This window comes from Pseudomonas sp. S3_B11, from assembly GCF_054667715.1.
In genome coordinates this window covers 2,741,667-2,763,809 of the sequence record NZ_CP162749.1, presented here as the reverse complement: position 1 = coordinate 2,763,809, position 22,143 = coordinate 2,741,667, and the positions used below count along the sequence as shown (strand labels likewise).

22 protein-coding genes and 2 pseudogenes are annotated in these 22,143 nt (G+C 59.7%); 10 read left to right on the top strand and 14 right to left on the bottom strand.

From position 1 onward, the window contains the following. Positions 1–19: 19 nt before the first annotated feature. Positions 20–1,690 (top strand): hypothetical protein, encoded by a 1,671-nt coding sequence (locus AB4O22_RS12620; protein ID WP_460096407.1) that lies wholly within the window; start codon positions 20–22, stop codon positions 1,688–1,690. A gap of 99 nt (positions 1,691–1,789) precedes the next feature. Here AB4O22_RS12620 and AB4O22_RS12615 read toward each other — a convergent pair whose 3' ends face one another. The 6 genes and pseudogenes from AB4O22_RS12615 to AB4O22_RS12590 form a co-directional block, all read right to left on the bottom strand. Next, on the bottom strand, positions 1,790–2,311 hold the full coding sequence (locus AB4O22_RS12615) for an AidA/PixA family protein (RefSeq protein ID WP_057448168.1): 522 nt from the start codon (positions 2,309–2,311) through the stop codon (positions 1,790–1,792). Positions 2,312–2,619: 308 nt separating this feature from the next. Continuing rightward, complete coding sequence (locus AB4O22_RS12610; protein ID WP_460096405.1) at positions 2,620–2,931, bottom strand: isochorismate lyase; 312 nt, start codon at positions 2,929–2,931, stop codon at positions 2,620–2,622. Positions 2,932–2,991: 60 nt separating this feature from the next. Next, positions 2,992–3,510 (bottom strand): isochorismatase family protein, encoded by a 519-nt coding sequence (locus AB4O22_RS12605; RefSeq protein ID WP_003201300.1) that lies wholly within the window; start codon positions 3,508–3,510, stop codon positions 2,992–2,994. A 1,232-nt stretch (positions 3,511–4,742) separates the two neighbouring features. Then, positions 4,743–5,021, bottom strand: coding sequence for a hypothetical protein (locus AB4O22_RS12600; RefSeq protein WP_053162554.1), 279 nt, complete (start codon positions 5,019–5,021; stop codon positions 4,743–4,745). 633 nt (positions 5,022–5,654) lie between these two features. Next, positions 5,655–6,035: an alpha/beta fold hydrolase gene (locus tag AB4O22_RS12595; protein ID WP_051003441.1), complete on the bottom strand. Its 381-nt coding sequence runs from the start codon at positions 6,033–6,035 to the stop codon at positions 5,655–5,657. 29 nt (positions 6,036–6,064) lie between these two features. Then, positions 6,065–6,385 (bottom strand): annotated as a pseudogene (locus AB4O22_RS12590) (GNAT family N-acetyltransferase); the annotation flags it as partial. 174 nt (positions 6,386–6,559) lie between these two features. Here AB4O22_RS12590 and AB4O22_RS12585 point away from each other — a divergent pair. Both AB4O22_RS12585 and AB4O22_RS12580 read left to right on the top strand, forming a co-directional pair. After that, the gene (locus AB4O22_RS12585) at positions 6,560–6,973 is read left to right on the top strand and encodes a GFA family protein (RefSeq protein ID WP_080587829.1); all 414 of its coding nucleotides are present in this window, start codon (positions 6,560–6,562) and stop codon (positions 6,971–6,973) included. A 29-nt stretch (positions 6,974–7,002) separates the two neighbouring features. After that, entirely contained in the window at positions 7,003–7,392 is a 390-nt protein-coding gene (locus AB4O22_RS12580) for an NUDIX domain-containing protein (protein WP_460106655.1), read from the top strand. Positions 7,393–7,395: 3 nt separating this feature from the next. Here AB4O22_RS12580 and gcvA read toward each other — a convergent pair whose 3' ends face one another. Then, entirely contained in the window at positions 7,396–8,349 is a 954-nt protein-coding gene (gene gcvA, locus AB4O22_RS12575) for a transcriptional regulator GcvA (RefSeq protein ID WP_460096403.1), read from the bottom strand. 106 nt (positions 8,350–8,455) lie between these two features. On the opposite strand from gcvA, the gene AB4O22_RS12570 reads away from it, so the two are divergent. Then, entirely contained in the window at positions 8,456–9,064 is a 609-nt protein-coding gene (locus tag AB4O22_RS12570; protein WP_003201310.1) for a LysE family translocator, read from the top strand. Between the two features lie 9 nt (positions 9,065–9,073). Here the strand turns inward: AB4O22_RS12570 and AB4O22_RS12565 are convergent, their stop codons facing one another. The 4 genes from AB4O22_RS12565 to xylA form a co-directional block, all read right to left on the bottom strand. After that, entirely contained in the window at positions 9,074–10,210 is a 1,137-nt protein-coding gene (locus AB4O22_RS12565; protein ID WP_003201312.1) for a sugar ABC transporter permease, read from the bottom strand. Next, positions 10,211–11,767 carry a D-xylose ABC transporter ATP-binding protein gene (gene xylG / locus AB4O22_RS12560; protein ID WP_460096402.1) on the bottom strand — a complete coding sequence of 519 codons (1,557 nt, stop codon included), beginning with the start codon at positions 11,765–11,767 and terminating at the stop codon, positions 10,211–10,213. A 182-nt stretch (positions 11,768–11,949) separates the two neighbouring features. Beyond that, on the bottom strand, positions 11,950–12,951 hold the full coding sequence (gene xylF / locus AB4O22_RS12555; RefSeq protein ID WP_013693217.1) for a D-xylose ABC transporter substrate-binding protein: 1,002 nt from the start codon (positions 12,949–12,951) through the stop codon (positions 11,950–11,952). A gap of 146 nt (positions 12,952–13,097) precedes the next feature. Beyond that, on the bottom strand, positions 13,098–14,414 hold the full coding sequence (xylA, locus tag AB4O22_RS12550) for a xylose isomerase (protein ID WP_003201318.1): 1,317 nt from the start codon (positions 14,412–14,414) through the stop codon (positions 13,098–13,100). A gap of 154 nt (positions 14,415–14,568) precedes the next feature. Here xylA and AB4O22_RS12545 point away from each other — a divergent pair, with 154 nt between their 5' ends. The 3 genes from AB4O22_RS12545 to AB4O22_RS12535 all read left to right on the top strand — a co-directional run bounded on the left by AB4O22_RS12545 (position 14,569) and on the right by AB4O22_RS12535 (position 17,478). After that, positions 14,569–15,756, top strand: a complete 1,188-nt coding sequence (locus AB4O22_RS12545) for a XylR family transcriptional regulator (RefSeq protein WP_003201321.1) — start codon at positions 14,569–14,571, stop codon at positions 15,754–15,756. Positions 15,757–15,852: 96 nt separating this feature from the next. Further along, positions 15,853–16,980 (top strand): saccharopine dehydrogenase family protein, encoded by a 1,128-nt coding sequence (locus tag AB4O22_RS12540; RefSeq protein ID WP_003201323.1) that lies wholly within the window; start codon positions 15,853–15,855, stop codon positions 16,978–16,980. A gap of 3 nt (positions 16,981–16,983) precedes the next feature. Beyond that, positions 16,984–17,478, top strand: a complete 495-nt coding sequence (locus AB4O22_RS12535; protein WP_003201326.1) for a DUF2269 family protein — start codon at positions 16,984–16,986, stop codon at positions 17,476–17,478. On the opposite strand, the gene AB4O22_RS12530 is transcribed toward AB4O22_RS12535, so the two are convergent. After that, positions 17,475–17,960 (bottom strand): thiol-disulfide oxidoreductase DCC family protein, encoded by a 486-nt coding sequence (locus AB4O22_RS12530; RefSeq protein ID WP_149632318.1) that lies wholly within the window; start codon positions 17,958–17,960, stop codon positions 17,475–17,477. The genes AB4O22_RS12535 and AB4O22_RS12530 overlap by 4 nt on opposite strands. 112 nt (positions 17,961–18,072) lie before the next feature. Between AB4O22_RS12530 and AB4O22_RS12525 the strand changes: the two genes are divergently transcribed. Then, positions 18,073–18,984: a hypothetical protein gene (locus tag AB4O22_RS12525; protein ID WP_223472642.1), complete on the top strand. Its 912-nt coding sequence runs from the start codon at positions 18,073–18,075 to the stop codon at positions 18,982–18,984. Positions 18,985–19,141: 157 nt separating this feature from the next. On the opposite strand, the gene AB4O22_RS12520 is transcribed toward AB4O22_RS12525, so the two are convergent. Together AB4O22_RS12520 and AB4O22_RS12515 are read right to left on the bottom strand one after the other, a co-directional pair. Further along, a complete protein-coding gene (locus AB4O22_RS12520; protein ID WP_223472643.1) occupies positions 19,142–20,530 on the bottom strand; it encodes a hypothetical protein in 1,389 nt (462 codons plus the stop codon). Between the two features lie 283 nt (positions 20,531–20,813). Beyond that, positions 20,814–21,050: a hypothetical protein gene (locus AB4O22_RS12515; RefSeq protein WP_003201330.1), complete on the bottom strand. Its 237-nt coding sequence runs from the start codon at positions 21,048–21,050 to the stop codon at positions 20,814–20,816. 149 nt (positions 21,051–21,199) lie between these two features. Here AB4O22_RS12515 and AB4O22_RS12510 point away from each other — a divergent pair, with 149 nt between their 5' ends. Together AB4O22_RS12510 and AB4O22_RS12505 are read left to right on the top strand one after the other, a co-directional pair. Next, positions 21,200–21,541, top strand: a complete 342-nt coding sequence (locus AB4O22_RS12510; RefSeq protein WP_223472644.1) for a hypothetical protein — start codon at positions 21,200–21,202, stop codon at positions 21,539–21,541. 182 nt (positions 21,542–21,723) lie between these two features. Next, positions 21,724–22,074, top strand: a pseudogene (locus tag AB4O22_RS12505) (aldo/keto reductase); the annotation flags it as partial. Positions 22,075–22,143: the final 69 nt, after the last annotated feature.

Genomic DNA, 22,143 nt, shown 5'->3' with positions numbered 1-22,143 from the left:
CAACGACTAGGGGAAAGGGATGTTCACCGAAAACGCACCGGTTCAGGTAGCGAAGGCGTTGCGCGCAGCCTTCAGCACTCGATTCGCATTGGTATGCGGATTGTCGCTCTTCATCACGGGTTGCGCCGTTCCAACAGGAACGGCGCATCTTTTCAAGGTTCAATCTGCTCGTCCTTCGACCGTCGTCGATAAGCAGTTCGAAGAGGCGGCAGCACTAAAGCTCAAGTGGCAACAAGCCCAGCAGGCCCACGCTGCCCTGGTGAAAAAAGCGGCGACCTCCGCCGACCTCGCTGCTGCCGATGCACAAACGCAGCAAGCAAGAAAAGAATTCCAGGACGCCATCCGCGATTTGAAAGCCGAGCGCCTGCGCATCGATGGTGACATCTTCAGCGCCGATAAAGCTGGCGCTATTCGTAAACCTGACAGCAACGGCAACGGTGGCGATGTGTTCGCTGTCTATTTGACGGATGCTTACTTTAAGTACCTCAAGGATCTCGGTGGGGTGAACGAAGTCGTGATCGTTGCCGAGTTCACTGAAGTGGGTGGCGAGAATAAAAGCGAAACGGTGACCAAAGTACTCGGGCCTTATCTCGGGGTCGCCGATAACGCCAAGCCGAACCTGCTGAATAAATTGTTGTACGGCCCCAAAAAGCTTGAGTCCGATCACCTGTCGATGAAATTGACTGTCCTGGAATACGACCAGGGCGAGAACGAAGACTCCGCTGCATTTCTCGACTTTATCGGCTCGGCCAGCAAGACATTGTCCCTGGCCAACCCGATAACAGCTGCTGAGCAAGTATTTGCCAAAGAAGTCGCCAAGAGTCTGTTGGCCCTCAACAAAGACGACATTGTTTTGCAGATCGACGTGGATCTGGTGGCTGGCCCCGACGATGAGGCGGTGGAAGATAACGGTTCGGTCTTGGCGCTCAGGCCTGGGAATTACGTGCTGATCAACCAGGAGCGCTGTGCGCCCACCAACTGCTATTTCTATTTGACGAATCGTGGCAATAAAGAGAACCCGCTGGCTTGGCTGGGGGATACGCTGATGCTGGTGCCTACCGCCATGCGGCGCGGTTGGACTGACACGCCAGACGGTACGTCGTTGGAGGACATCCAGGCTGGAGAGATCGAGTACGCCAATCACGGTCTGCAACAGCGCGGCAAGAACGAGACGTTCCTGGACAAGACCTGGGTGTCGTTTGCGGTCCGCAAGGGTGGCGATGACGTGCTCTGGGGACGGCGACGTGCGTTGATCGAGGCAGAGAAAGCCGTCCAATACATCAACAGGCAAGAGACGAGTGCGCTGTTGAAGAGTGCCGACTATGAACGTGCGCGGACGGCCCTGGATGCGGCCCAGCAGGCTGAGCAAGAGAGCCGGAGTGGGATAACGTTCGTTTCCCCCTTGGATGCCAAGGGTCGATTCGCGCCTTCAGCCAAGAACGACTCGTTTTGCCTTACCCACGCCAAGCCGGTCAGCAACCCTCAATATTCGTTCTATCAATTGAACGAGGCTGCTGAGCCTACGCCGATCAAGAGCGTGGCTATTGTTCCGGGTAAATCCACCTCCAGCGTGTCGTGCTTCAGTTATCCGGCAAACACTTTGCTTGCTGGCAAGTATCAATTGGTCGTGACCACGCCCGGGAAGATGATCCCGGTGACCCAGACTGCGGCCTTTGAGATGTTGCCATGAGTTGAAGAGGGGAGCGCAAGTGCTTCGATAGGCAACCCTGGCCGGCATCGTCATGGCGAATAGCAAGCCGGCCAGGGTTGTTTACAACTCAGCGAACAGTCAATTGACGGTGACGTACGGGTCCCAGGTGTTGGTCGGGCCAATCTGGTTCAGGTCACGATCCAGCAGAACGAAGTAGATTTTGTACCAGAGCTTTCCTGCGCTCAGCGCTGTCGATTGCCACATGGTGTACATCACATCGGTTTTGGAAATACCGCCGGGAGCAGCCTTGTTCAGATAGGGCACCACACCGGGGATGTTGAAAGAGTTAGGTTTCGAAATGGTGCCCTTGTAATCACCGCCCTGGTGGGGGTCGCCGATCTCGATGTCCTTGATCAATGCGATGCGGTCGAAGTTGCGCGACAGCGTGGTGGCGCGCCAGCGAATGTTGTCACCGGGGTTTACGTCGAACCACAACTCGTTGCCGCCTTCGCCTTCGCCGGCATTGGTGTTGGCATGGCTGTCGACGGCACCGCGGGTCACCAGCATGGCAATCGCGCCGCCTACGTCGTTGGGGTGGGCGAGCAGGTAATCGGCGTCAACGTTGACGAGCACATCAATGGTTTGGGTCGCTCCAGACATGTTGTTGCTCCTTGAGAGTAATGACATTGACGACCGCCCTTGCAAAGGGGTGTCCGGCCACCCGGTCCCTGGGTGCGGTCTCGAGAGGAACGATAGGTGATGGCCTTGTAGTGTCAAATTTCCAATTCTTGACGCTGGCGAAACGGAGCGAAGCGCAGCACAACCAAGGCTTTGATTTACCTTGTCGTGGTCAATCTCTTAATGGGTTTTTGGTTGTTTTCTGAGGGCATCAGTGGGCAAAGGCGCACAACCGTTGTCGGTGACTGCTTCTGATCCTGCGGAAGATGGGAGCCATTACCGACCGCGGTTCAGTTGTGGGACTGATTAGCCGTCCAGCGCTTCATCTCTTCGGCAATGAAGTGATGCACCAGGTCGCTGTACATCTTCTCGATGGCGTCCGGGCTCAAGCCTTCGGCCTCGGCCCACTTGCGTCGTGTCGCCAGCATGGCCTTGAGACGCTCCGGTGCCTGCACCGAAGTTGCCGATGTCTTGAATTTCGAGGCCGCGAGCACGTATTGATAGCGCTTGCCCAGCCGCGTGATGACCGCCTGGTCGAGGGCATCGATTTCGCGTCGGATGTCCTCCATGTTTGCGCATTGCGAGGGTTGCAACGGGTCCATGCAGTGAGCTCCGCTTGTTGAACAAGACCGGCCCGACGTGAGCCGATCTTCTGATGGAGTTTAGAAGCACCAGTCTTCAGCGCGAACGACACGACAGAAGGCGCCTGCCAGGGTTGCGTTGTGATGGGCGACGATCATTTCTGCCTTCAATTCAGGCGTGTCGGAACAGGTATGACCGTCGGCGATCAGGACCGCGTCGAACCCCAGGTCCCGAGCGGCTCGGCAGGTGCTGTCGATACAATACTGGGTTTTCATACCGGTGATGACCAGGCCTTCAGCAGCGCAAGCCTTTAGCCGCTCTGCCAGGCCTGTCTGGGTGAAGGCGTTGGGGCGATTTTTTTCGAAGATGACTTCATCACCCTCCAACTGCAGTTCCTGCACCAGTTGCGTCAGCGGGCTTCCGGGCTCGATGGGCGAGCCAGGCGGGCCTACGTGGCGAACCAGGAAAATCGGTGCGCCAGCCCTCCGGGCCTTGAGCAGCAAGCCATTCAACGTGTCCAGCAACGCTTCGCCGGCCCAGGGTTTATCCGGGCCGTGAAACAACCCAACTTGCATATCGAGAATCAACAGAGCGTGCATGGTGCTTTCCTTGCGTTTGGGCCAGCGACGCAAGGGCAAAAGAAAAGGCCCTTACCATCACTGGCGGGCCTTTGAGATACGTGTGTTATTGGCTCACGACACCTCACGACCCGCCTTGGCGATCGTGGTTGTGGTGGTCGAGGCAATCTGTGGCAGGTTCATGGTGCTGACATTAGCTTCCGGCCGTCAGGTTTGGCAAGCGGGTATGTCAGCTTGCTTGCGAAAGCGGTCGATCGTTCCCGCGCTGCTGTGTAGGTACGATCGGGTCGTGGGGGCTGTGAAGATCGTTCCTCACGCTCCGCGTGGGAATGCCGCCAGGGACGCTCCGCGTTCCGCTTCTGGGGGGTGACGCAGAGCGTCACGGGATGCATTCCCACGCAGAGCGTGGGAACGATCAGATTGCGGGGGCTGTGGAGATCGTTCCTCACGCTCCGCGTGGGAATGCCGCCAGGGACGCTCCGCGTTCCGCTTCTGGGGGGGGGGGGGTGACGCAGAGCGTCACGGGATGCATTCCCACGCAGAGCGTGGGAACGATCAGATTGCGGGGGCTGTGGAGATCGTTCCTCACGCTCCGCGTGGGAATGCCGCCAGGGACGCTCCGCGTTCCGCTTCTGGGGGGGGGGTGACGCAGAGCGTCACGGGATGCATTCCCACGCAGAGCGTGGGAACGATCAGATTGCGGGGGCTGTGGAGATCGTTCCTCACGCTCCGCGTGGGAATGCCGCCAGGGACGCTCCGCGTTCCGCTTCTGGAGGGTGACGCAGAGCGTCACGGGATGCATTCCCACGCAGAGCGTGGGAACGATCGGGTCGCGGGGGGCTGTGGAGATCGTTCCTCACGCTCCGCGTGGGAATGCCGCCAGGGACGCTCCGCGTTCCGCTTCTGGAGGGTGACGCAGAGCGTCACAGGATGCATGCCCACGCGGAGCGTGGGAACGATCAGATTGCGGGGGCTGTGGAGATCGTTCCTCACGCTCCGCGTGGGCATGCCGCCAGGGACGCTCCGCGTTCCGCTTCTGGAGGGTGACGCAGAGCGTCACGGGATGCATGCCCACGCGGAGCGTGCTAACGATCAGATTGCGGGGGCTGTGGAGATCGTTCCTCACGCTCCGCGTGGGAATGCCGCCAGGGACGCTCCGCGTTCCGCTTCTGGAGGGTGACGCAGAGCGTCACGGGATGCATGCCCACGCGGAGCGTGGGAACGATCAATTGTGCCGTCGCCGTCTCAACGGTTTAGCCTTCGAGCCCGCGCTGTTCGATCACGCCAAACACATCCGCCACATCCTGCACCAGGATCCGGGCGACGTTGGTGATGGTGTTGATGTCGCTCGATGCCGAATCACGCAGGCTGCTGCACGCCACCAAGGTCAGGTAATCGAGCGTGGCGTGCAGGCGTTCGCTGGCGCAAGCATGGAGTTCGGGGAGTGGGGCTTGGGTGTCGATCAGCAGGACGGGGTGGGTGGTGGCGGTTTGGGTGAGAGGGGTGAAGCGGCTGGATGAGTGAGTTGTCATGAGGTTGAATTCCTTTTAAGAAAGAAGAAATGCCACCTTTTTGCTGCGAATCAAATGGGTGGCAGTTGCGCGAGGGTTCGCAGACCGAGGAAAGAATCCAAAAACTCGGCAGACCCGAAAGTCTCCCGCGCACAACCGCCATAAAATGAACGCGGGCAAGTTTGCCTGAATTTCATTTGACGGTATTAGATCTTTTTCATCGAGGGCTGCGAAACCCAGCCACCGGCCAAAGCCAGCGACGACCCAACTATAGAAGTCGATCCCGGCACCCACAACCGACCTGTAGGACGCACGCTTCCCCTGTGGCGAGGGAGCTTGCTCCCGCTCGGCTGCGCAGCAGTCGCAAAACCGGTGCCTGCGGTATACCTGGCGAAATAAGGTGTCTGGTTTGTGGCCGCTTCGCAGCCCAGCGGGGATAAATCCCCTCGCCACAGAGGTAAATTCCTACGAGATTTTCGGACCGCTTTTGGCCGCTACCACTGGAGTGCACGACTTTCTGTGGGAGCAAAGCTTGCTCGCGATGCAGGCACCTCGGTTCCCCGGAAGACCGCGTCGTCTTCATCGCGGGCAAGCCTTGCTCCCACAGGAACAGTGCTCCCACAGGAGGCTTGCGGCGAGTATCTTCAGATTTTTCTAGCGACAGCCGCGAAAAAAAGCCCTGATATCCTCCGCCAACAACTCCGGCTGTTCCAACGCGGCAAAGTGACCACCGCGAGGCATGACGGTCCAGCGATCCACTTTAAAGCAGCGCTCCACCCACCTCCTCGGCGGCATAGGCAGTTCCTTGGGAAACAGCGCAACCCCAACCGGCGGTTTCAGCCGTTCACCGTGGTTGAACAGCAACGGCCGCTTGCCACCTTCCACATACTGGCGAAACGACGAGCCGATGCAGTTCGTCAGCCAGTACAGCGTGACATTGGTCAGCAGCCATTCTCGATCGATGGCGGGGGCGGGTATCGCACCAAGACAGGATCTTTTCGCCCATCCACGCCAACAGTCCCGCCGGTGAATCATTCAGGCCCACGGTCAGGCAGCCTTGCGTTCAGCAGGCGGTGCCGAAGGTCTTCAAGGGCCTTCAGGCCCCTTGAGGTTCGCGTGACATATACCCTTCGCAACCTCCCGACACTCGGGGCGACATAGGGATCACATGAAAGTCCGCCAACAGCAATCAGTTGCCCGTTGTCGAAGACTCCTAGAAAGCACTCTCCAGGTTGATCGAATCGATTGGACCCGTTTCTCCAATCGGCGATCAAGCGAGTAAGAAACCTAAAACCCTCTGTAACAGATTCTGCCTCCAGTTGCAGAATCGCTGAAGGAAGTTCTAGCAGTTGCCGTACCGTCAGTTCTCGTGTTGATTCAATCACTGGATTAAAGTTACTGATTCGGAAGCGGTTGTTGGAAGTTGAGGGCAAAGCGGCTCAGGGGCTTAGGCATCGGCATCGCTTCGACCTAGGCTCTCGGACATTCTTGCCCAATGTGTTGGACCTCAGCGATCATTGCGCTAGAGTCCCAGCCCAAGTTTAAACAGAGCGTCAAGGATGAATGAAAGTCACCACGGAAGCTGCCTATGCGGCGAGATACGTTACGAAATTTCGGCAAAGCTCAAGGCGTTGACTCATTGCCATTGCAGGCGCTGCCAGAAAGCTCATGGTGCTGCGTTCGCAACCTATGCCAGCGTTCCGGCTGCATCACTGCAAATCTCGGCAAATGGAAACGTGCTCAGGTTGTATGAATCTGAAACTGGCGTCAAACGGCAGTTCTGCGGGGGCTGCGGTTCAAGCTTGTTTTGGTCTGACCCTCACGGTGCGTTTCCAGAGTGGATATCGGTTGCCGTAGCCACTCTTGATACTGATTTCACACCTCACAAACAACAGCACAGCTACCGCGAAACTAGCTTTGAATGGCTAGTTTTGTCGGATTGCGTTGAGCCGACATTGCTTGAGAAGCCTTAAGCAACCTGGCCTTCTCTCTGGAAAACATGATGCGTCCAAACAAAGCTTGTCCCATCATTCTTTCCCATTCTCACCCGCCGCGAATCTTGTTGTTCCGTCATCCGTTGGCAGGTGTGCAAATTGTGAAGGGCACGATTGAGGCCGGTGAGTCTGCCCGGCAGGCCGCACTGCGAGAGCTGAATGAGGAGGCTGGCATCGACTGCGCGACAGTCTCGGCCGATCTCGGATGCTGGGACGCTGATCATCTTGCCCAAGTATGGTCGTTTCATCTATGTGACCCAAGGATCGCACTCCCGAGCAATGGACATACAACACGTGTGACGGCGGCGGTCTTGCCTTTGAGTTCTTCTGGGCACCGTTCGACGATTTACCTTATGACCAATGTCATCCCGTCTTTTGCCGATCGCTACGTTTTTTAACCTTTACCCTGGATGCGTCTGGCTATTTGCAGCACTGCTAACTGGATCTGAATGACTGAAACCCTGTCCATCCCAATCCTGCTGGACCTGAGAAAACAACCAATCAACAAAAACCTGCGTCTCAGCCACCGCATCCCCGGACACCCCGTAGTAATAGCGGGCTAACGGCAGGCGCAACGACGGCAGTGGACAGGTCAGGCGCCCGTTGGACAAATCCCTGCCCAGCAGCGAAGCCGGACACAACGCCACGCCCAGCCCATCGACGGCGGCCTGCAGCACGAGGTGCATGTGATCGAATTGCAGGGTCGGCGAGTTGTTCAATGGCTCGATCCCAGCGTGTTCCGCCCAGTCTTGCCAATCGCTGCTGCGCGTCCTGCCCGATAACAAGGTGTGTCGGGCCAGGTCGTGGACGTTTTTCAATGGCACGCTTTGCAGCAACGACGGGGCGGCGACCAGCAGCAGGTCGTCTTCCAGCAGCACCGTGGGCTGTACATGGGGCGACCAGCCGGCGTGCCCGCGGCGGATGACCACGTCGAACGTTTCCCGTGATGGATCGGGAGGTAGGGTGCTGGTGACGATGTCGGGCTTGATGTCCGGGTGAAGCGCCATGAAGTCGGGCAGTCGCGGGATCAGCCAACGCACCGCGAAGGAGGGGCGTACGTTGATGGTCACTTTGCGCTGGGCAGCGTTGCGCGTCAGTGCGGTGGCGGCGTTGGCGATCTGGGTCAGGGCCTCGCTGACCTGTTCGTAGAAAGCCCGGCCGGCCGGTGTGAGCAAGGACTGGCGGGTTCGACGTTCGAACAGCAGCACGCCCAAGCGCTCTTCGAGCAACTTTACGTGGCGGCTGACGGCACTGTGGCTCACGTGCAGTTCTTCGGCGGCGCGGCTGAAACTCTGGTGGCGAGCGGCAGCGGCGAAGGCGCGGACGGCGTTCAGCGGGGGGAGGTTGGTGATCATGTGTCTAATTTAGTCACATATGCAGTGCAATTAAAGCGTTTGTCAGCGTCCCGGTGCCACGCCACCCTGAAGGCCACAGCAATTTTCCTTCAATGTGGAGTGAGACATGGCCGGTTACGGACTTTTTCTGATCCTGGCGACCCTGACGGTGCTCAGCCCGGGCCCCGGTGTGGTGCTGACGATTTCCAATGCCTTGCGCCATGGCTGGCGAGGTGCGTTGCCGGGGATCTTCGGGATCGCGTCGGGCGCGTTTATCGTGGCGGGTATCTGCGCCAGCAGCTTGGGGTTGATCCTGGCCGCCTCGGCGACGGCCTTCACGCTTTTGAAATACATCGGCGCGCTGTACTTGTTGTACCTGGGCATCAAGATGTGGCGCACCCAACGCTTCGTGCCCGAACTCACGGCCACGTCCACGCGCCCGTGGCGGCGATTCGGCGAGGCGCTGTCGATCCAGTTGCTCAACCCCAAGGCCGGGTTTTTCTTCCTCGCCGTGTTCCCCCAGTTCATCAAGCCGGCGGGTGACTACTACAGCCAGTTCTTCTTGCTGGTGTCGTCCTACAGCGTGCTTGTGGTGCTGGTGCATTCCGGTTATGCGCTGATGGCCAATGGCGCCAGGGGCTGGCTCTCCTCAAGCCAGGGCGCCAGGGTTGTCGGCAAATTCTCGGGCATCACCTTCCTGGGCTTTGGTGTGTTGATGGCGTCTGCCAGCAAATGATGAGCTTCCTCAACGTCGCCCTGTCCGCGTACTGACATCCACCCACACCGCCAGCACCAGAATGCTGCCTTTGACGATCATCTGCCAGTAGCTGTCGACATCGAGCATGGACATGCCGTTGTCCAGGCTGGTGATCACCAGCGCGCCGAGGAGGGCGCCGTAGACCGTGCCGGAGCCGCCGCGCATGGAGGTGCCGCCGATGAAGCAGGCGGCGATGGCGTCGAGTTCACCCATGTTGCCGGCAGAGGGTGAGCCGGCGGCCAGGCGTGCGGTATTGACCACGCCGGCGAGGGCGCACATCACGCCCATGATGCCGAAGATCCACAGCTTCACCGCCTGTACGTTGATGCCGGACAGGCGCGTGGCTTCCATGTTGCTGCCTACCGAATAGACGCGGCGGCCGAACACGGTCTGGCTGGTGACGTAGCTGAACACCCCCAGCAGGATCAGCAGGAGCAGCACCGGCACCGGGATGCCATCGTAGCTGTTGAGGGTATAGACGAACCCGGCCAGCACCGCGCCGATCACCACCACGCGCAACACGTCACGTACCAGGGAGTGGGCCGCGAGGCCATGGAGCGCGCGGTTGCGTCGCTGTTTCCAGGTCAGGAACAGAGTCAGGGCGAACAGCAGGATGCCGAGCCCGGTCCCGACCGTGTGCGGCAAATAACCCTGGCCAACGTAGACGAGTTCCGGTGACACCGGGGCAATGGTGGTGCCGCCGGTCACCCCCAGCAGGACGCCGCGAAACGCGAGCATGCCACCCAGGCCAACGATGAACGACGGGATACGCAGGTAGGCGGTCATGTAGCCGTTGCCCAAGCCAATCACCAAGCCGCACAGGGCTACCAGGCTCAGGTTCGCCAGCAGCGGAATGTGATAGACCACGTCGAGAATCGCCGCCAGGCCACCGAGCAGCCCAAGCAATGAACCCACCGACAAATCGATCTCGCCGCTGATGATCACCAGCACCATGCCGCAGGCAAGGATCCCGGTGATGGACATCTGCCGCAGCAGGTTGGAGAGGTTGCGCGGGGTCACGAACCCACCCTCGGTCTGCCAGCTGAAGAACAGCCAGATCAGCGCCACGGCGATCACCAGCGCGAGCATTTTGTAGCGGGAAAACAGCTGTTTGACCTGATTCATCTACGCGGACTTCCGATCATTATTGTTATGGCCATCGGGATGGCTGAGCGCGGCGGCGAGCACCTGTTCCTGGGTCAGTTCGTGGTTGATGAAGTCGCCGCGCAACTGACCTTCGCCGATCACCAGGACGCGGTCGGAAACCCCCAATACTTCGGCCAGTTCCGAGGACACCATGATGATCGACACGCCTTCGGCCGCCAGCGCGCCCATCAGCTTGTAGATCTCGTACTTGGCGCCGACGTCCACACCCCGGGTCGGTTCATCGAGAATCAGCACGCGGGGTTTGGTCAGGAGCATTTTCGCCAGCACGGCTTTTTGCTGGTTGCCGCCGGAGAGACTGGTGATCGGCAAGAACGGGCTCGCGGTCTTGAGGTGCATGCGCGCGATCTCCTTGTCGATGCTGCCCAGTTCGGCTTCGGCGTCGATGCGCGTCAGTTTCGAATAATTGTCCAGCACCGCCAGGGTGATGTTCTGGCCCACGCCCAGGTCCGGAATGATGCCTTGGCGCTTGCGGTCTTCGGGGACCATGCACAGGCCGGCACGGATCGACTTGAGCGGCGTGCGCGTGTCGATTTGTTGGCCGCCCAGCCAGACTTCACCTTCGTAGCGGCCGGGGTAGGCGCCGAACAGCGCTGACACCAGTTCCGTGCGGCCGGCGCCGACCAGCCCGGCGATGCCGAGGATTTCCCCGCGCTTGAGAACGAATGAAATGTCGTCGACCCGTTTGCGCCTGGGGTTGTCGACGTCGTAGCAGGTGAAGTGGCGCGCCTCGAAAATCACTTCGCCGACGTCATGGGGTTCAGTGGGGTAGAGGTTGCTCATTTCCCGTCCGACCATCTGGGTGATGATCTTCGGGATGCTCATGTCCGCCATGGCGGTGGTAGCGATGTGTTTGCCATCGCGGATCACCGAGATGGTGTCACACACGGCGGCCACTTCATCGAGCTTGTGGGAGATGTAGACGCAAGCGACGCCCTTGGCCTTGAGGTCGCGGATGATGTCCAGCAGCACCTCGATTTCCGAACGAGTCAGGGCCGAGGAGGGCTCATCGAGGATCAACAGCCGCGCCTGCTTGTTCAGCGCCTTGGCGATTTCCACCAGTTGCTGGTAGCCACCGCCGTACTGCGAAACCGGCAGCGAGACGTTCATGTCCGGCACTTTGAGTTCACGCATCAGGGCTTCGGCGCGGTGGATCATCGCCGGGTAGTTCATGCGCCCGCCGGGCAGCGTGAGTTCGTGGCCCATGAAGATGTTTTCAGCCACCGACAGGTCGGGGACCAGGGTCAGCTCCTGGTGAATGATGACGATCCCGGCGGCTTCCGTTTCGCTGATGGACTGCACCTTGAGCGGCTGGCCGTCCCAAACAATTTCACCCTCCCAAGTGCCGTAGGGGTAGACCGCCGACAGCACCTTCATCAGCGTGGATTTACCGGCGCCGTTCTCACCGCACAGGCCGACACACTCACCCGGCCTGACCTTGATGTCGATGCCGTTCAGGGCTTTGACACCGCCAAAGGTTTTGACGATGCCGTTCATTTGCAGCAGGTAGTCGGACATGGCAAGGACTCATGAAAAAGGGCTCACACATCAGCAGTGGGGCAGGCAGTCAAGCCATGTGACCTTGTGGGAGCGAGCTTGCTCGCGATAGCGGTGGTTCAGCTTGCATCAATGTTGGATGTGCTGCCGTCATCGCGAGCAAGCTCGCTCCCACAGGTTTTTTGCTTGATTGCCTGGTCAGATCACTGCCCGGCGATCTGCGCCTTGGTGTAGAACCCGTCCTTTTCCAGCAGGTCGATATTGTCCTTGGTCAACGGCGTGGGGGTAAGCAGGATGGTGTCGACTTTCTTGCTGCCATTGTCGTATTGCGAGCTGAAGGTCGGCTTCTCGTTGCGCGCCAGTTGCACCGAGAGCTTGGCGGCTTCGGAGGCGATCAGTTTCAGCGGCTTGTAGACGGTCATGGTCTGGGTGCCATCGATCACCCGCTTGACCGCTGCCAGGTCAGCGTCCTGGCCCGAGATCGGCACCTTGCCGGCCATTTTCTGGGCGGCCAGGGCTTGGATGGCGCCGCCGGCGGTGGCGTCGTTGGAGGCGACGATGCCATCGATCTTGTTGTTGTTCCGGGTCAGGGCGTTTTCCACGATGCTCAGGGCTTCGGTGGGGTTCCATTCCTTCACCCACTGCTGGCCGACGATCTTGATGTCGCCCTTGTCGATGGCCGGTTGCAGCACCTTCATCTGGCCTTCGCGCAGGACCTTGGCGTTGTTGTCCGTAGGGGCGCCACCGAGCAGGAAGTAATTGCCCTTGGGCGCTGCCTTCAGCACGCCGCTGGCCTGCATCTCGCCGACCTTTTCGTTATCGAAGGAAATGTAGGCGTCGATATCGGCGTTTAGGATCAGTCGGTCGTAGGACACGACCTTGATCCCGGCCTTCTTGGCTTCGGCGACGGCGTTGGTCAGCACGGTGGCGTTGAATGGCACGATGACGATCACATCGACGCCGCGGGAGATCAGGTTTTCGATCTGCGAGATCTGCTTCTGCTCGTTGGCATCGGCCGACTGGACGAAGACCTTGGCGTCGAGTTTTTCCGCCGCCGCGACAAAGTAGTCACGGTCCCGTGACCAGCGTTCCAGGCGCAGGTCATCGATGGAAAAACCGATTTTCGGATGGGCCGCATCGGCCATGACCGGAAGCGAGAGCAGGGCGAGGGCGCCGGCGAGCAGGGTACGTTTGAATGTATTCATGTGGTGCGTCCTTTTATTGTTGTTTGAAAGACACTGCCTGACGATGAGCGTGATACCGGGTAGAACTGTAGAGCGTTGCAGCGCGCCGTGGGCACAGATTTGTCGCGCGAATGTAACAGCCCCTGTGCCCCGACCATTGCCCGTTGTCAGGGGTAGATGAACCGATTGACCACGTTTTCGAGCATCTCCTGTCGACCGCTGACGGCTTGGGGATTCAGCTCGTTGGTGAAGGCATGCTCGGCCAGTGATTCAAGGCTGAAGTCACCGGCCAGTACCGCTTTGCCAAATGGTTGCTGCCAGCCGGCGTAGCGCTGGTCCTTGAACTGTTGCAACTGATCGTTCTGCACCATGGCCGCCGCGCGTTCCAGGGCGAGGGCGAGGACGTCCATGGCGGCGACATGGCCGTGGAACAGATCGATCTCGTCCAGGCTCTGGCGCCGGACCTTGGAATCGAAGTTGAACCCACCATTGCGAAAGCCCCCGGCCTTGAGGATTTCATAGGTGGCCAGGGTCATTTCCTCGACGCTGTTGGGGAACTGGTCGGTGTCCCAGCCGTTCTGCGGGTCGCCACGGTTGGCGTCGATGCTGCCGAAGATGCCCAGGGACACGGCCGTAGCGATCTCGTGATGGAAGCTGTGCCCGGCCAGGGTCGCGTGGTTGGCTTCGATGTTGACCTTGATCTCGTTTTCCAGGCCGAACTGTTGCAGGAAGCCGAACACCGTGGCGCTGTCATAATCGTACTGGTGCTTGGTCGGTTCCTGGGGCTTGGGCTCGATCAGCAGGTCGCCCTTGAAGCCGATCTTGTGCTTGTGCTCGACCACCATGCGCATGAAGCGGCCCAACTGTTCGCGCTCGCGCTTCAAGTCGGTGTTGAGCAGGGTTTCGTAACCTTCACGGCCGCCCCACAACACGTAGTTGGAGCCTTTGAGGCGCTGGGTGGCGTTCATGGCGCTGAACACTTGCGCGGCGGCGCAGGCGAATACTTGCGGGTCCGGGTTACTGGCGGCGCCGGCGGCAAAACGCGGGTTGCTGAAGCAGTTGGCGGTGCCCCACAACAGTTTGATCCCGGTCTCTTCCTGATGGCGCTCCAGATGATCGACCATCAGGGCGAAGTGTTCGCGGTACTCTTTGAGCGAACTGCCTTCGGGGGCGACATCGGTGTCGTGGAAGCAGTAGTAGTCGATGCCCAGCTTGGAGAAGAACTCGAAGGCCGCTTCGGCTTTGCCGATGGCCAGTTCCATGGGGTCCCCGGCGTGCTGCCACGGGCGCTTGAACGTGCCGGCGCCGAACACGTCCGATCCCGGCCAGACGAAGGTATGCCAGTAGCAGACCGCCATGCGCAGGTGCTCGCGCATGGGCTTGCCGAGCACCAGTTTGTTGGCGTCATAGTGACGGAAGGCAAGCGGCGAGTCGCTGGCGGGACCCTCGTAGCGAATCTTGTCGACAGCAGGGAAGTACGACATGGGCGAGTTCCTTTTTATTCTTGGCGGTGTCTCGATACTAACGCCGGCCCCGTGGCTGCTGATTATGAAAATCACCAACAGGGCGTTCGATTTTGAGTATTGAGGTTCGTCGCTTGCACGCCTAGTCTGTGTGCATCGGCCCAGGGTTAAACCAATGAAAACCGTCCCGCCCGTTCACCGCATTGCACTGTTGTTCAACGGCAGCAAGATCTACGACCGCGGCATCATCAGCGGCATCGGCAACTACCTGAGCAGCACGCGCGCGTCCTGGGACTTGTTCCTCGAGGAAGATTTTCTCTGTCGCTTGAAAGGGATCGAGCGCTGGCAGGGCGACGGGATCATCGCCGACTTCGACGACCCGCTGATCGGCGAGGCGCTGGCCGGGATCAAGCTGCCGGTGGTGGCGGTGGGCGGCTCTTATCAGGATGAACGCGCCTACCCCAAGGGCATTCCCTATGTCGCCACCGACAATGATGCGTTGATGACGTTGGCCTACGAGCACCTGATCGAGGCCGGGCTAACCCGTTTTGCCTGTTTCAGCCTGCCTGAAGCACAAGCCAATCGCTGGGCCCAGGAACGGGAAAAAGCCTTTCGCCGGCTGGTGCAGCGCGATGGCCTGCACGCCGAGGTCTATCGCGGCATGGGCACCAGCGCACCGCTGTGGGACAGCGCCGTCGAACAACAGATCGCCTGGCTGCAAAGCCTGCCCAAACCCATCGGCATCATCGCCGTCAGCGACGCCCGCGCCCGGCAGTTGCTGCAAGCTTGCCTGACCGCCGGGATCGCCGTGCCCGAGCAGGTGGCGTTGATCGGCATCGACAACGACCCCCTGACCCGCAGCCTGACGCGGGTGCCGCTGAGCTCGGTGATCCAGGGCACCGAAACCATGGGCCGCACCGCCGCACGCCTGCTCCATCAAATGCTGCACGGCATGCCGTCCACCGGCACACAGATTCTGATACCGCCGGATGCGATCAATGTGCAGGTGTCGAGCCTGCATCAACCGTTGGGCAACCCTTATGTCATGCAGGCACTGCTCTTCATCCGCCAATACGCCTGCCAGGGCATCAAGACGGCCCAGGTGGCGGCCTATGTGGGAGTGTCGCGCTCATCGCTGGAATCGCACTTTCGCAAGGAGCGCGGATGTAGCGTCCACGACGAAATCCTGCGCTTCAAACTGGCCGCCGCCGCCAACGGATTGGAAAACACCAACTCGCCGATTGCCGACATCGCCCAGAATTGCGGCTTCAAATCGGCGCAATACCTGCACACCGTGTTTCGCCGCGAGTTCGGCTGCACCCCTCGGGAGTATCAACAGGGAACTAATGCGGCCACTCACTGACCTCCTGCCGAACCGCTCTTGTGGCGAGGGGGTACACCACCGAGTCGTCCTTGTGGCAAGGTTGCTGGCTTTATCGAATATTCAGGGAAGGATGGAATGACGCTCAGGGTGATGGTGGTCGGCGGGTATGGAAACTTCGGCAGTATCGTTTCCAGGCACCTGGTGGTGATGCCAGGTGTACAGCTAGTGATTTCGGGGCGTGACGCCCAAAAACTGCAGCTCAAAGTCGAGGAGTTGAACGCTCAATCGGGCACGGTGTGTGAAAGTTGGTGCGGCGACGCCATGGGAGCGGGCTTCAAATCCATCCTTGGATTGATGAACATCCAATGGGTCATCCATACCGGTGGCCCATTCCAAGGGCAATCCTATGCCGTGGCCGAAAGTTGCATCGACGCGGGTGTGAACTACTGTGACCTGTCCGATTCCAGAGACTTCGTCACCGGCATTGGCGCACTCGACGCCCGGGCAAAACAAGCAGGCGTGGCGATCCTCAGTGGTTGCAGCTCAGTGCCGACGCTCTCGGCCGCACTCATTGATCAGCAGCGGCATCGCTTTAAACGTATCGACACGATCGAACATGGTATTTCCTCTTCGGCCAAGATGCCGGGGTTGTCCACCGTCGAAGGCGTTCTGGCCTATGCAGGCAAGCCGATCAAGCAACTCAGGAATGGCCGAGTGCATGAGGTCCTGGGATGGCAGGATCTGACACTTCGCAGAATGCGCCATATGGGAACCCGGGTATTGGCCAATGTCGACGTGCCGGACATGGATATCTTCGCCAGCCGCTACGGTGCCCAGACCCTGACCTTCAAGGCCGGCTCAGGCTTGAAGCTCGGCGGCATTGCCAACTACCTGCTGGCCCAGGCAATGAGGATGGGGGTGGTGCGTGACCATGTTACTTGGGCCGCCAGGCTTCATCGGTGGGGGCTCTGGTTCGAACGATTTGGCGATGGCAAAAGCGCAATGTACATCGACGTCCATGGCATGGGGGCCAATGGCGAACCGTTGTCGATGAACGTGCAGCTCACCGCCATGAACGACAAGGGCCCGGAGATTCCCAGCTGTGCAGCCGTTGCCTTGGCGGCAAAAGTCGCCCAAGGGTATCTCCCCGAATCCGGTGCTCGGGCCTGCGTGGGTGAAATCACCGTTGACGAATACATGGCTGCCATCAACGACCCCGAAAACTTGAGCCTGTCCGTTCACTTCTCTGACGAGCAGGGCTGACAGATGCTCTATCTTTGCCTGAAGTACCTCCACATCATTGCTGCCATTTTCCTGTTCGGCTTCGGCATGGGGTCCTACCTCTACCTGATCGCGGCCAGCCGCACCGCCAACCCTCAGATCATTGCCCACGTGGCCAGGACGGTCGTCCAGTTCGACACTTGGATTACCACGCCGGCGGGCTTTATTCAGATTGGGACGGGCTATCTGTTAATGAGACTGGCCGGACTTCCCCTGACCACGGAATGGATAATGACGTCGTTGATCATTTTCTTTTGCGTGGGGGCGCTGTGGCTTCCTGTGCTGGTGCTCCAGAAGCGTTTATACGTGATGGCTTCGAGCGCGCTTGGGGACGGGCGGGTGCTCGGTGATCGATACTCATCCGTGTATCAAAAGTGGTTCTGGATGGGGGTTTTTGGCTTTTTGGGGATGTTTGTCATTGTGCTGATCATGGTGACGAAGATGACGCCACCTCAGTGGATCGAGCTACTGAAGGGCTAAGTACCGATCCGTTCCACCGGATGGCTCCCAGGCGTTGGAGCCGTCAAGAAACGCCGCTCATGATCCGGGCTCGGTAAAAGGCACACGTCGTATTTGCCAAACAGCCGATAACGATTCAGGGCAATGCGATCATAAGCCCAATCCCGAAGCTTGCGGGGGACGTAGCGCAGCAGTTTCACCGGGCGCCAGGGCCAGGGCAGCAGGGCTACGACTTCAAAAATTGCATCCGAACGCACCCAGTAATGCTGATCGCGAACCACGGCCATGGTGTCGAACTGCTGCAAGGGCAGGCCCGCCCAGGCAAGCAAGGCTTGTCCTTCGGGCGACTGTACGGAGGCCAACCGCACGCGGCGGGCGTGGTCATGGCGGATCAGGAACGTCGCCCAGCCATTGCACAGTTTGCAAACGCCGTCGAACAGGACCACTGTCTCGCCTGGCTTGAGCAAGGGCGCGGGTGAGGGACGAGTTTGGGAGATCGGCATGAATGGGTGTCTACATGGCGCCTGGTTATCCGGATAATACGCCTGTTCCAGCGTCAAGGGGCGACCCGGAGGGTTGCTCGACCATGATGACTTCAAGGGCATGATCCGATCCATGAGTGATGACACCTACAGCCTGTATATACGCTTCCAGACCCCCGATCCTGACATCGGCCCACGGGAGCGGGTGCCGATGCTGGAGCAGGAGCTGGCCTGGGCGCGGGAGCACGCAACCATGCATCGCTTCAGCTGGATCATGGTGCTGGTGCCGCCTCTGTGCCTGGGGCCGGTGCTGCCGGGCATCGCGTTTTCGCTGGGGCTGCTGGTCTATCAAGGGTTATCCGCCCCAGGCGTCAACCTTGACCGGATCGTCGAGGCCTCCCTTGACTGGCTTGTACTCGCTACCTTGCTGTTCATGGCTGCCTGGGTCCTGCATAACTACTTGCGCGATAAGCGCGACCCGACCAAGCGTTATTGGCAATCGATGCCCGATCAAGGACTGGTCGAGCTCGAACACCATACCCTGGTCTCCGGCATCAGCCTGTGGTCCAACGACTATGACCCGGACTGCAACACCCTCATGCAATGGACCGACGGCAAGTTGAAGTGCGTGCAAGACAGCGGTGTATCGCAATGGATTCTGGCCAAGACCGCGGCGGGGCACTGGCTGGTGCTCAAGGAGCAATTTTCGGGCGACTTCAGCTACGGACGGGAAGGGCAAATGCCTGCACCGGACAAGCTGTTGCAACCTCGCCAGCAACTGGCGATCGCTTTCGCCCCTGGCACAAACCTGCAACTGGGCCGGCGTTTCGATGGGCCGCCGATGCCATTGGTGGATACGCCGTACTGGCTGTCTGCCGATGAGCTCAAGCGCCTTGTCGAGGCCGCCCATCACTGGAATTTTCTACCGCCGAACCGCTATGGGGTGATCAATGACCAGGATGCCGCGTGGGTGCAACGGCTGGTGGACCGGGCGCAAGCCAGCGTCGGGCCGCGGCCGGCGCGCTGCACTTCGGCGGTGGTTTAGATGAGGGTTGGAGGGGGAAACGTGTTCCGTCATCTTCGATGCACCCCACCACTGCTCCAAAGCAAGCATGGGCGGGGCGCCTCGATCTGAGGAAGGAAGCCGCCCCAAAGTCCAGACCATGCTGGTGTGGACGAGGCGGGTCGCTAAGGATTGCCCGTTATTCCGCAGCCTTGAGTTTTTTGACTTGGACCAGCAGCATGGACCTTTCGGCGGTTTCTACGAACAGGTCATAGGCCTCCAGGTAGAGGTAGGTGCTACTGGACTTCAGTCCATTGTCTGCGCTGCACGTCACATTACGCGCCAGCCCCTGCAGCGAGGCGACGTGTTGTGCGGCAGGAGCGGATTCACCTACCGAGCATTCGAACTTCTGCACGAAAGGTTTGCCCGTGCTGGGAGTCAACGTTTTGCTGTAGCCCAGAGCATTTCCAGGCTTGAGATTTTGCCAATCCCCAACCAGATCGATGTTCGTCAGGCGACTTGCTTGGGCGGGCTTGCCATCGAGCCCTGTGTCGCTCGTCGTGGCCAGCTCGATCAACCCGCGCCAGCGGACGCTCACCTGTGGGCTGCCCAATGCGCCAGTTGCCTGCTCGCGCCATATGCCGCGAGCGGGACCTGGTTGCAGGTACAAATCCATTGGCGTGTCTTTGATCACAGCACTTGGCGCCATTGGAGAGGTCGCGTCGTACGTGAGTTGCAAATGGCTGAGGGTGTTGGTCGGTTGTCCTTGAGGCAGTGCGCTCACCTGCGCCAACAGCGCTGCCGCTACCTGCGGCGTCGGCAGGTTTGGCGGTAGCTTTTTCCGGAGCGGGCCGGGCGTGGCGAGTTTCGTCAAGTGGGAGGGCTCGGCACACACCGCGTCAATCAGCCGAGTGCGTTGCGCTGCGTCGAATGCACTGTCGAGTGGCTGGCCGGGTGGCGGCAGCAGGCCTTGGTCGCTTAAACGATAAGTCAGGCGGGTGCTGGCTTGGCGGGTTGCGCAATTGATTTCTACACGCTCGAACTGGCGATCATAGGGCTTGTTTTCGTTTTCATCCAGGCGCAGGCGCGCATAGTCGATGCCTGCCCAGATCGAGCGTTGGGCGCTGTTCAGGCCCAGGGTGCCCGGATCCAGCAATACGGTGTCCTCGCCGTCGGCGGGTAGTTGCCGCCAACCGCTGTCCTGGACCGTTTGGCACATTTGCCGAGCCATGGCTTGTGCCGTCTGGTTTGGGTCCGCAGGCAGTACAAAAGGACTGCTCCAGCCCTTTGCCTGACGATAGTCCATGGCTAATGTCAGTGAACTGCAGTTGGCGAAAAGCCGAGCCTGGGTCTCCGGCTCGATGCCTGCGGCGGGCACGTTGACCAACAGCACCGCGCTCGACCCAAGTCGCAGAGTGGTATCCAACGGCAATGGCTGGGATTGCACACGGGTCGTCATGGCACCGTTTTGTGCCTGGTGCTCGGCAATGATGCGCTTACGGTATTCGGCCATTTCGTTGCCAGGCAGCGCACAACCGGCGAGGGCCAGAACGAATACGGTACCCGTGAGGCGTGTCAGGGAGTTCACAGCAAACAGCTCCTTAGCGCGCCCGGGGTTCATTACGATAAGGCGCGCGCTTTAATAATCGGCACAAGAACCGACTGTTTTTGACTGGGCCTGGCGCCGGTCGGGGAGGGTTTCACTCCGGCAGCCTTCCATCAGTCTTGTCCTTTGGTTTGATCACGGCAGGGTGTGGGGTTTATCAAGGCCCGCCCGACGCAACCGTGTTTACGGCGCGCAGACTAAGAGGTTCAGTGGGATTTGGCTAGCCAGAGATGAAGGCCACCCAGAGTCGGGGATCAGCGTGCCACTAAAGCCACGTATTCACCACCCGCCGATCCAGCTCTTCCCAATCCGCCATGCCCAGTACCCGAGTGGTGTTCAACCCGCGCAAATATCCGCGCAGTTGATTGGCCGTGGCGCGCCTGAGCTCCGGGTCGGGTTCGGTGCTGCTCAACAGCACGCTTTCGTACTGGATCAGGTAATCAGCCACCCGCTCACGGAAGTCGGGCAATACCGCGTCGCGAATCAGATCAAACGTTCTCATGGCTATACCTCATCAATCTTTCTCGGCTTGCAACTATTGCTAGGAGTAATAGTGACCATTACGAAATGCAAGTTCTGCTTTGCCGGCAATCATTGGAAAATCAGCGCCATCGAACACGCAGCCCATTTTTTATTTTCAGGACCCCGCCCATGCGCCCTTTATTTTTGCTTCCCCTGGCGTTTTCCCCGTTGTTGCTGGCCGGTTGTGCCTCGGCACCGAACGATCCGACGCTGACCTTGCAGACCAGCAAGACACCGGCCCAATACGCTGAATGCGTCATACCGAAATTGCAAGGCAGTGCCTTGAACCCGATGGTCTCGCAGACCCAGCGCAGCTACCGCATCGTGGTGCCGAGCAAAGTCTCGGCGGACAACGTGCTGGAAGCCTACAAGGCCGGCAGCGGCGGCAAGGTGTTCATCTACGAGCGACATTTGCTGGCTTCCAACCTCCTGCCTTCGAGTTTTGAACGCGCCGCGCAGGAATGCATCTGACCGGCCCGTAAACGTCTTTCACTGTGCTCCTTTGGTTGGCCGCAACCAACCAATTTCCTTGCCCCGCACCGTATTCGGTCGCGGGGCTTTTTTTGTCTGCCGGTTTCAGGTTGGTCAATCATCTGCCCGGATGAACTCGATGAACGCTTTCAGGGCCGGTGGTACGTGACGCCGGCTGGGAGGGCCTGCTTTCCGGGAGCATGACGCGCGAGCGCATCGCCCAATTGCCCGATGACGATTGGCGCAAGGCCCGCAGCGCGGACTTCCAGGAGCCGCGCTTGAGTGCGAACCTGGCGCTGGTCGAGGTTTTGGCCGGTATCGGTGAACGGCACAGGGTGAGCGCGGCGGCAGTCGCCATCGCCTGGGTACTGCGCAAGCCGGTGGTGACCGGCGCCATCGTCGGTGCCCGCCGTTCCGCGCAGGTCGATGGGCTGATTGCCGGCGCACAGCTGCGCCTCAGTGCCGAGGAAATCGATGAGATTCAACCTTTCCTGCCCTTGGGTATGGGCACGAATGTCCCTGGGGCCGCTTGATCTTTAACGTTTGACAGCCCGCTTGACGAGCGGGTTTGACGCCTCGCTGCATAAGCGGCACTATTTGCT

Bases quoted from the DNA above. Each gene is read 5' to 3' on its own strand.
- AB4O22_RS12620 (WP_460096407.1), top strand. From the start codon at position 20: ATGTTCACCGAAAACGCACCGGTTCAGGTAGCGAAGGCGTTGCGCGCA.
- AB4O22_RS12615 (WP_057448168.1), bottom strand. From the start codon at position 2,311: ATGTCTGGAGCGACCCAAACCATTGATGTGCTCGTCAACGTTGACGCC.
- AB4O22_RS12610 (WP_460096405.1), bottom strand. From the start codon at position 2,931: ATGGACCCGTTGCAACCCTCGCAATGCGCAAACATGGAGGACATCCGA.
- AB4O22_RS12605 (WP_003201300.1), bottom strand. From the start codon at position 3,510: ATGCACGCTCTGTTGATTCTCGATATGCAAGTTGGGTTGTTTCACGGC.
- AB4O22_RS12600 (WP_053162554.1), bottom strand. From the start codon at position 5,021: ATGACAACTCACTCATCCAGCCGCTTCACCCCTCTCACCCAAACCGCC.
- AB4O22_RS12595 (WP_051003441.1), bottom strand. From the start codon at position 6,035: ATGATTCACCGGCGGGACTGTTGGCGTGGATGGGCGAAAAGATCCTGT.
- AB4O22_RS12585 (WP_080587829.1), top strand. From the start codon at position 6,560: ATGAATGAAAGTCACCACGGAAGCTGCCTATGCGGCGAGATACGTTAC.
- AB4O22_RS12580 (WP_460106655.1), top strand. From the start codon at position 7,003: ATGCGTCCAAACAAAGCTTGTCCCATCATTCTTTCCCATTCTCACCCG.
- gcvA (WP_460096403.1), bottom strand. From the start codon at position 8,349: ATGATCACCAACCTCCCCCCGCTGAACGCCGTCCGCGCCTTCGCCGCT.
- AB4O22_RS12570 (WP_003201310.1), top strand. From the start codon at position 8,456: ATGGCCGGTTACGGACTTTTTCTGATCCTGGCGACCCTGACGGTGCTC.
- AB4O22_RS12565 (WP_003201312.1), bottom strand. From the start codon at position 10,210: ATGAATCAGGTCAAACAGCTGTTTTCCCGCTACAAAATGCTCGCGCTG.
- xylG (WP_460096402.1), bottom strand. From the start codon at position 11,767: ATGTCCGACTACCTGCTGCAAATGAACGGCATCGTCAAAACCTTTGGC.
- xylF (WP_013693217.1), bottom strand. From the start codon at position 12,951: ATGAATACATTCAAACGTACCCTGCTCGCCGGCGCCCTCGCCCTGCTC.
- xylA (WP_003201318.1), bottom strand. From the start codon at position 14,414: ATGTCGTACTTCCCTGCTGTCGACAAGATTCGCTACGAGGGTCCCGCC.
- AB4O22_RS12545 (WP_003201321.1), top strand. From the start codon at position 14,569: ATGAAAACCGTCCCGCCCGTTCACCGCATTGCACTGTTGTTCAACGGC.
- AB4O22_RS12540 (WP_003201323.1), top strand. From the start codon at position 15,853: ATGACGCTCAGGGTGATGGTGGTCGGCGGGTATGGAAACTTCGGCAGT.
- AB4O22_RS12535 (WP_003201326.1), top strand. From the start codon at position 16,984: ATGCTCTATCTTTGCCTGAAGTACCTCCACATCATTGCTGCCATTTTC.
- AB4O22_RS12530 (WP_149632318.1), bottom strand. From the start codon at position 17,960: ATGCCGATCTCCCAAACTCGTCCCTCACCCGCGCCCTTGCTCAAGCCA.
- AB4O22_RS12525 (WP_223472642.1), top strand. From the start codon at position 18,073: ATGAGTGATGACACCTACAGCCTGTATATACGCTTCCAGACCCCCGAT.
- AB4O22_RS12515 (WP_003201330.1), bottom strand. From the start codon at position 21,050: ATGAGAACGTTTGATCTGATTCGCGACGCGGTATTGCCCGACTTCCGT.
- AB4O22_RS12510 (WP_223472644.1), top strand. From the start codon at position 21,200: ATGCGCCCTTTATTTTTGCTTCCCCTGGCGTTTTCCCCGTTGTTGCTG.